Source organism: Cellulomonas sp. (assembly GCF_036279715.1).
In the GTDB taxonomy this organism is placed as follows: domain Bacteria; phylum Actinomycetota; class Actinomycetes; order Actinomycetales; family Cellulomonadaceae; genus Cellulomonas_A.
On record NZ_DASUIR010000031.1, the window covers coordinates 25,758 to 32,117 of the forward strand.

Sequence of the window (6,360 nt, forward strand, 5' to 3'; positions counted from 1 at the left end):
CCCCAGGCCCACCCGAGCGCGGACGCCGCGTGCGCCCCGCCAGACGCGACCGCGTGCCGCTCGCGCGGCCGCCGGGGCCGACCTGACGGTCGCGTCGGTCGCGTCGGTCGTCGAGGAGGTCATGGCGACGGACAACGGCCGGGCCCCGGACGGCGTGGTCGAGCGCCTGCGCGGCGGCCGCCCGCTCGCCCCCCAGCTCGCAGCGCACATCGCTGAGCACATCGCGTCCGACGACGCCCCCTTGACGCAGGCCGAGTACGAGCGCACCGAGCGCACACCGCTGCCCGACGACCGGTTCCTCGACCGCGAGATCAGCTGGCTCGCGTTCAACCAGCGTGTCCTGGAGCTCGCGGAGGACCCCGACGAGCCGCTGCTCGAGCGGGTGCGCTTCCTCGCGATCTTCGCCTCGAACCTCGACGAGTTCTTCATGGTGCGGGTCGCCGGCCTCAAGCGACGGATCGCGACCGGGATCGCCGTGACCGCCGCGTCCGGGCTGAGCCCACGGCAGGTGCTCGACGAGATCAGCGTCCGCGCCCACGAGCTGACGGCCCGTCACTCGCGCGTCTTCGCCGAGCAGGTCCAGCCCGCGCTTGCGGCCGAGGGCATCACGCTCGTGCGCTGGGACGAGCTGCAGGAGGCCGAGCAAGAGCGCCTGCACAAGTACTTCCGCCGCCAGATCTTCCCCGTGCTGACGCCGCTCGCGGTCGACCCGGCGCACCCCTTCCCGTACATCTCCGGGCTCTCGCTCAACCTGGCCGTGATGCTCGTCAACCCCGCGACCGGCAAGGAGCACTTCGCCCGCGTCAAGGTCCCGCCGCTGCTCCCCCGCTACATCGCGGTCGACGCGAAGGGCCGCCCGAGCGCACCGACCGCCAAGACGACCGGCGGCAAGCTCGGGCCCACGTCGTTCGTGCCGCTCGAGGACGTCATCTCCCAGCACCTCGACCACCTGTTCCCGGGCATGGACGTGCTCGAGCAGCACACGTTCCGGGTAACCCGCAACGAGGATGTCGAGGTCGAGGAGGACGACGCCGAGAACCTCCTGCAGGCCATGGAGAAGGAGCTGCTGCGCCGCCGGTTCGGCCCGCCGGTGCGGCTCGAGCTCGCCGACGGCACGAGCCCCCGCATCCGGGAGCTGCTCACGCGCGAGCTCGGGGTCGTGCCGGCCGAGGTCTACGACATGCCGGCACCGCTCGACCACACGGGCCTGCACCTCATCGCCGACATCGAGCGCTCGGACCTGCACTTCCCCAACTTCGTGCCCTCGACGCACCGGCTCCTCGCCGAGGTCGAGTCCGCGACCCCGACCGACATCTTCGCGGCGATCCGCGCGCACGACGTGCTGCTGCACCACCCGTACGACTCGTTCTCGACGTCCGTCCAGACGTTCCTGCAGCAGGCCGCCGCCGACCCGGCGGTGCTCGCCATCAAGCAGACGCTGTACCGGACGTCGGGCGACTCCCCCATCGTCGACTCGCTCATCGACGCCGCCGAGGCAGGCAAGCAGGTCCTCGCGCTCGTCGAGATCAAGGCGCGGTTCGACGAGGAGGCGAACATCTCCTGGGCGCGCAAGCTCGAGCAGGCGGGCGTCCACGTCGTGTACGGCATCGTCGGGCTCAAGACCCACTGCAAGCTCAGCCTCGTCGTGCGCCAGGAGGCGGACGGGCTGCGCCGCTACTGCCACGTCGGCACGGGCAACTACAACCCGAAGACCGCGCGCATGTACACCGACCTGGGCCTGCTCACGTGCGACCCGGACGTCGGCCAGGACCTCACGCGACTGTTCAACCAGCTGTCGGGCTACGCGCCCAAGTCGCGGTTCCACCGGCTGCTCGTCGCGCCGCGCTCGGTGCGCTCGGGTCTCATCGAGCGCATCGACCGGGAGGCCGCCGCCGCACGGGACGGCCGGCCGGCGTGGATCAAGATCAAGGTCAACTCGATGGTCGACGAGAACACGATCGACGCGCTCTACCGCGCCTCGCAGGCCGGCGTCCCGATCGACCTCGTCGTCCGCGGCATCTGCGCGCTGCGACCGGGCGTGCCGGGCCTGAGCGAGACCGTCCGGGTGCGCTCGATCCTCGGCCGGTTCCTCGAGCACTCCCGCATCTTCGCGTTCGCCTCGTCCGACGGCGTGCTGAGCATGAGCGGCGGCGTGCCGGCCCGGGGCGCGGACGGACCCGAGGTCTTCATCGGCTCGGCCGACCTGATGCACCGCAACCTGGACCGGCGCGTCGAGGCGCTCGTGCGGATCGCCGACCCCGATGAGATCACCGAGCTGATCGACCTGCTGACCGAGTCGGCCGACGACCGGACCGCGTCGTGGCACCTCGAGCCCGACGGAACCTGGGTCCGCCACCACGTCGGACCGACCGGCCCGCTGCGCAACCTGCAGACCGACCTCATCGCGCGCCAGCGTCGACGCTTCGGTGCCGCCCGGTGAAGGCTGCTGTGCCCCCCGTCGTCGAGGCGGCCGGAGCGCTGGTCTGGAGGCTGCGCCAGGGCAGGCTCCAGGTCGTGCTCGTGCACCGCCCCCGGTACCAGGACTGGTCCTGGCCGAAGGGCAAGCTCGACCCGGGCGAGTCGCTCCCGGGTGCCGCGGTCCGCGAGGTCTCCGAGGAGACGGGCCACGATGTCGTCCTCGGGATCCCGCTGCCGTCGCTCGAGTACCCGCTCGTCGACGGGCGCATCAAGCGCGTCTCGTACTGGGCCGCCCAGATCGCCGGTCGGCCCGACGCGGCGGCTCTGATCGCCCGCCCCCCGGTGCCCCGCGCCTCGACCGACGAGATCGACCGGACCCGGTGGCTCGACGTCGCCGCCGCCGCCAAGAAGCTCACGAACGTGCTCGACTGCGAGCCGCTCAACGCGCTCGTCGACGCCCACGCGAAGGGCCGGCTCGTGACGCGTGCGGTCGTGATCGCGCGGCACGGCAAGGCGCGCCGCCGGTCGACCTGGACGGGCACGGAGCTCGACCGTCCGCTGACGCCGGTCGGCGTCCAGCAGTCCGCGGCCCTCGTCCCCGTGCTGTCGGCGTTCGGGGTCACCGACATCGTGACGAGCCACTGGGCGCGGTGCCGGACGACCATCGAGCCGTATGCCGAGGCGACCTCGATCGTGCCGCGCGACTCCGTCCATCTCACCGAGGCGGAGCACGACAGCTCACCCGAGCGGGTCGAGGCAGAGGTCGACGGGCTGCTCCGGTCCGGCCGCGACGTCGTCGTGTGCACGCACCGGCCGGTCCTGCCGACGGTCCTCAAGGTCCTGGCGTCCCACGCGGTGCACGCGGCCGAGGTGGCGCTGCCCTCGAGGGACCCGTACCTCAAGCCGGGTGCGGTGCTCGTGGCGCACGTCGCGCACAGCGAGAAGGGGCCGCGGGTCGTGGCCACCGAGACGCACCGGCCGCCGATCGGCTGACCAGGGGACCCGGCAGGTTCGGCCGGCCCGGCGGACCGGCCCGGGCGGACCGCGCCTCAGACGAGCCCGACGACCCTGACGAGCGTGTAGACGGCCGCGGCGACGAGGGCCGCCATGGGGATCGTCAGGATCCACGCGACGCCGATGTTCCGGGCGACGCCCCAGCGGACCGCCGACAGCCGCTTCGTGGCACCGACGCCCATGATCGCCGAGGTGATCGTGTGGGTCGTGGAGATGGGTGCCTGGAACACGAACGCCGTCGTGTACAGGACTGTGGCCGCTGCCGTCTCCGCGACGAACCCGCGTGCCGGGTCGAGCTCGATGATCTTGCGCCCGAGGGTGCGCATGATGCGCCAGCCGCCCGAGTAGGTGCCGAGCGAGATCGCCGACGCCGCGCACAGCTTGACCCACAGGGGGATGTCCGTGCCGCTGTGGAAGCCGCCCGCGACCAGCGCGAGCACGATGACGCCCATGGTCTTCTGCGCGTCCTGCAGGCCGTGCCCGAGCGCCATGGCGGCGGCCGATGCCGTCTGCGCGAGCCGGAACCGTCGCTGGGTCTTCGTGGGTGCCATGTTCCGGACGATCCACAGGATGCCGACCATCGCGACGTACGCGAGCCCGAAGCCCACGAGCGGCGAGATCACCATCGGCAGGACGACCTTGTCCATGATGACGGCCCAGTGGACGGTCGTGGCCGACGCGAGCCCGGCGCCGGTGAGGCCACCGATCAGCGCGTGCGTCGACGACGACGGCAGGCCGAGCCACCAGGTGACGAGGTTCCACGCGATCGCGCCGATCAGGCCGGACAGGACGATCACGAGGCCGTGCACCCCGGCCGCTGGGCCGATGTCGATGATCCCCGAACCGATCGTGTGCGCGACGCCCGTGCCGAGGAGCGACCCGAGCAGGTTGAACACGGCGGCCATGATCAGCGCGGCGCGGGGCGTCAGAGCCCGCGTGGACACCGACGTCGCGATGGCGTTCGCCGCGTCGTGGAATCCGTTGGTGTAGTCGAAGCCGAGGGCGACGACCACCACGACGACGACGAGCGCGATCTCCACCGGGGCTCAGGACTCCTTGAGCGCGATGGTCTCGACCGTGTTGGCCACCTTCTCGAAGGCGTCCGCCGCGTCCTCGAGCTTCTCGACGACCTCCTTGAGCTTCATGAGGAGGATCGGGTCGGTGATCTCGTCGAACAGCTGGGCGAGCAGCTTGCGGTGGGCCTTGTCGGCCTGGTTCTCGAGGCGGTTGACCTCGACCCAGTACTCGGCGAGGTCGGACATGGAGCGCAGGCGCGGCATCGCCTCGGCGGTGAGCTCGGCGGCCCGCTGGAGCACCTGGACCTGGTCCGAGACGCGCGCCGGGAGCTCCTCGAGCTTGTAGAGCACGATGAGGTCCGACGCCTCCTCCATGTAGTCCATGCAGTCGTCGAGGCTCGAGGCGAGCATGTAGATGTCGTCCCGGTCGAACGGCGTCACGAACGTCTGGTTGAGGCGGCGCATGATCGAGTGCGTGGCCTCGTCGGCCAGGTGCTCGGCCTCGCCGATGCGCTTGTTGATCTCCTTGCGGCCGGCGCGGTCGGCACCGAGCATCTCGCTGAGGAGGTTGGCCCCTGTCACCAGGTGTTGCGCCGAGGCGGCGAAGAGATCGAAGAACGTGTTGTCACGCGGCGTCAGGCGCAGGCGCACAGGGGGCTCCGGTGGAGGGGAAACATGTCACCACAGGCTAGGGCAACGCGGAGGTGAACATGTAACGCGGTGAGCGGCCAGCAGGTGGACGGGAGGCCGTCGAGGGGGTGAAGTGCGGGGGCAGCGAAGTGCTGGGGGCGACGCCGGACCGCAGAGCGCCTGTCGGCGCGGAGGCCGCTCGGAGCGGCTGTGTGTGGAGCCCGGGGCTACCGCGGCCCGACGTCGTCGCTCATTCTACGATGCCGCCCTGCGAGGGTCAGTCGAGGCGTTCCGCGCGCCACAGCCCGGCCGCCTCCTCGAGCTCGTCGGCGGTCCTGACCAGCGAGGACGCCCCGCGGGTCAGGCGCTGTGCCGCGCTCGCGTCGGCTCCTTCGAGGTAGTCGGCGTCGAACGCCGCGCCCGTCGCGAGGACCCGGCAGAACGCGGCACCGCGCTCGAGCGCGACCGCGAGGTCACCGGTGTACACGCCCGACAGGACGGCGTCGACCATGTCGCGGAGCTCGGCGGGTCCCGTCGGCTCGGCGACCCCGGCGACGACCTCGTGCACGGGCGCGGCCGTGACGCCGAGCCGGAAGCGCTCGGCGAGGGTCTGCGGGTCGCGTCGCACCCACTCGCGCAGCACGTACAGGCGCCAGAGCGCGCCGGGCAGGGTCCGGGGCGGGCTGTCGGCCCACATGGCCGCCACCACGTCGAGCCCCTCGGCCTCGACGAGTCCGACGAGCCGCGCGACGAGCTCGGGGTCGTCGCCGCCGCGTCGGCCCTGGTGCACGATCGCGCTCGCAGTCGTGTGGGCGACCTCGGACCGCAGCGCGGGGTCGAGGTCGCCCGGCAGCTCGTCCGCCTGGGCCGGGCTCAGCATCGCCGGCCGTCGGGGCCGTCGCGCCGTTCCGTCTGTGTCGGTCATCATCCGATTGTCCGCGACGTCAGTCGCCGAGCGCACATCGACCCCGTCGTGCCCTAGTGTTTACAACGTTGTGCAAACTCGGCCGACGAAGGCCGACCGACCGACCCAGGAGCCCCCGATGTCCGACCACGCGCAGGCCCGGATCACCCTGCACCCCGACTTCCGGATCGGCGACGTCGACCGTCGCGTCTTCGGGTCGTTCGTCGAGCACCTCGGCCGTGCGGTCTACACCGGCATCTTCGAGCCGGGCCACCCGACGGCCGACACGGAGGGCTTCCGCGGCGACGTCGCCGAGCTCACGCGTGAGCTCGGCGTCAGCATGGTGCGGTACCCCGGCGGCAACTTCGTCTCGAACTA

5 protein-coding genes and 1 pseudogene are annotated in these 6,360 nt (G+C 71.8%); 3 read left to right on the top strand and 3 right to left on the bottom strand.

The window, feature by feature from the left end; all coding sequences use genetic code 11:
* Positions 1–121: 121 nt before the first annotated feature.
* Positions 122–2,440, top strand: a complete 2,319-nt coding sequence (locus VFW79_RS03620) for an RNA degradosome polyphosphate kinase (RefSeq protein ID WP_329675952.1) — start codon at positions 122–124, stop codon at positions 2,438–2,440.
* 8 nt (positions 2,441–2,448) lie between these two features.
* The gene (locus VFW79_RS03625) at positions 2,449–3,411 is read left to right on the top strand and encodes an NUDIX hydrolase (RefSeq protein WP_329675948.1); all 963 of its coding nucleotides are present in this window, start codon (positions 2,449–2,451) and stop codon (positions 3,409–3,411) included.
* A 56-nt stretch (positions 3,412–3,467) separates the two neighbouring features.
* Here VFW79_RS03625 and VFW79_RS03630 read toward each other — a convergent pair whose 3' ends face one another.
* From VFW79_RS03630 to VFW79_RS03640, 3 genes are all read right to left on the bottom strand, one after another.
* Entirely contained in the window at positions 3,468–4,472 is a 1,005-nt protein-coding gene (locus tag VFW79_RS03630; protein ID WP_329675949.1) for an inorganic phosphate transporter, read from the bottom strand.
* Between the two features lie 6 nt (positions 4,473–4,478).
* On the bottom strand, positions 4,479–5,099 hold the full coding sequence (locus tag VFW79_RS03635) for a DUF47 domain-containing protein (RefSeq protein ID WP_329675950.1): 621 nt from the start codon (positions 5,097–5,099) through the stop codon (positions 4,479–4,481).
* Between the two features lie 256 nt (positions 5,100–5,355).
* On the bottom strand, positions 5,356–5,958 hold the full coding sequence (locus VFW79_RS03640) for a hypothetical protein (protein WP_329675953.1): 603 nt from the start codon (positions 5,956–5,958) through the stop codon (positions 5,356–5,358).
* 163 nt (positions 5,959–6,121) lie between these two features.
* On the opposite strand from VFW79_RS03640, the pseudogene VFW79_RS03645 reads away from it, so the two are divergent.
* Positions 6,122–6,360 (top strand): annotated as a pseudogene (locus VFW79_RS03645) (alpha-L-arabinofuranosidase); the annotation flags it as partial.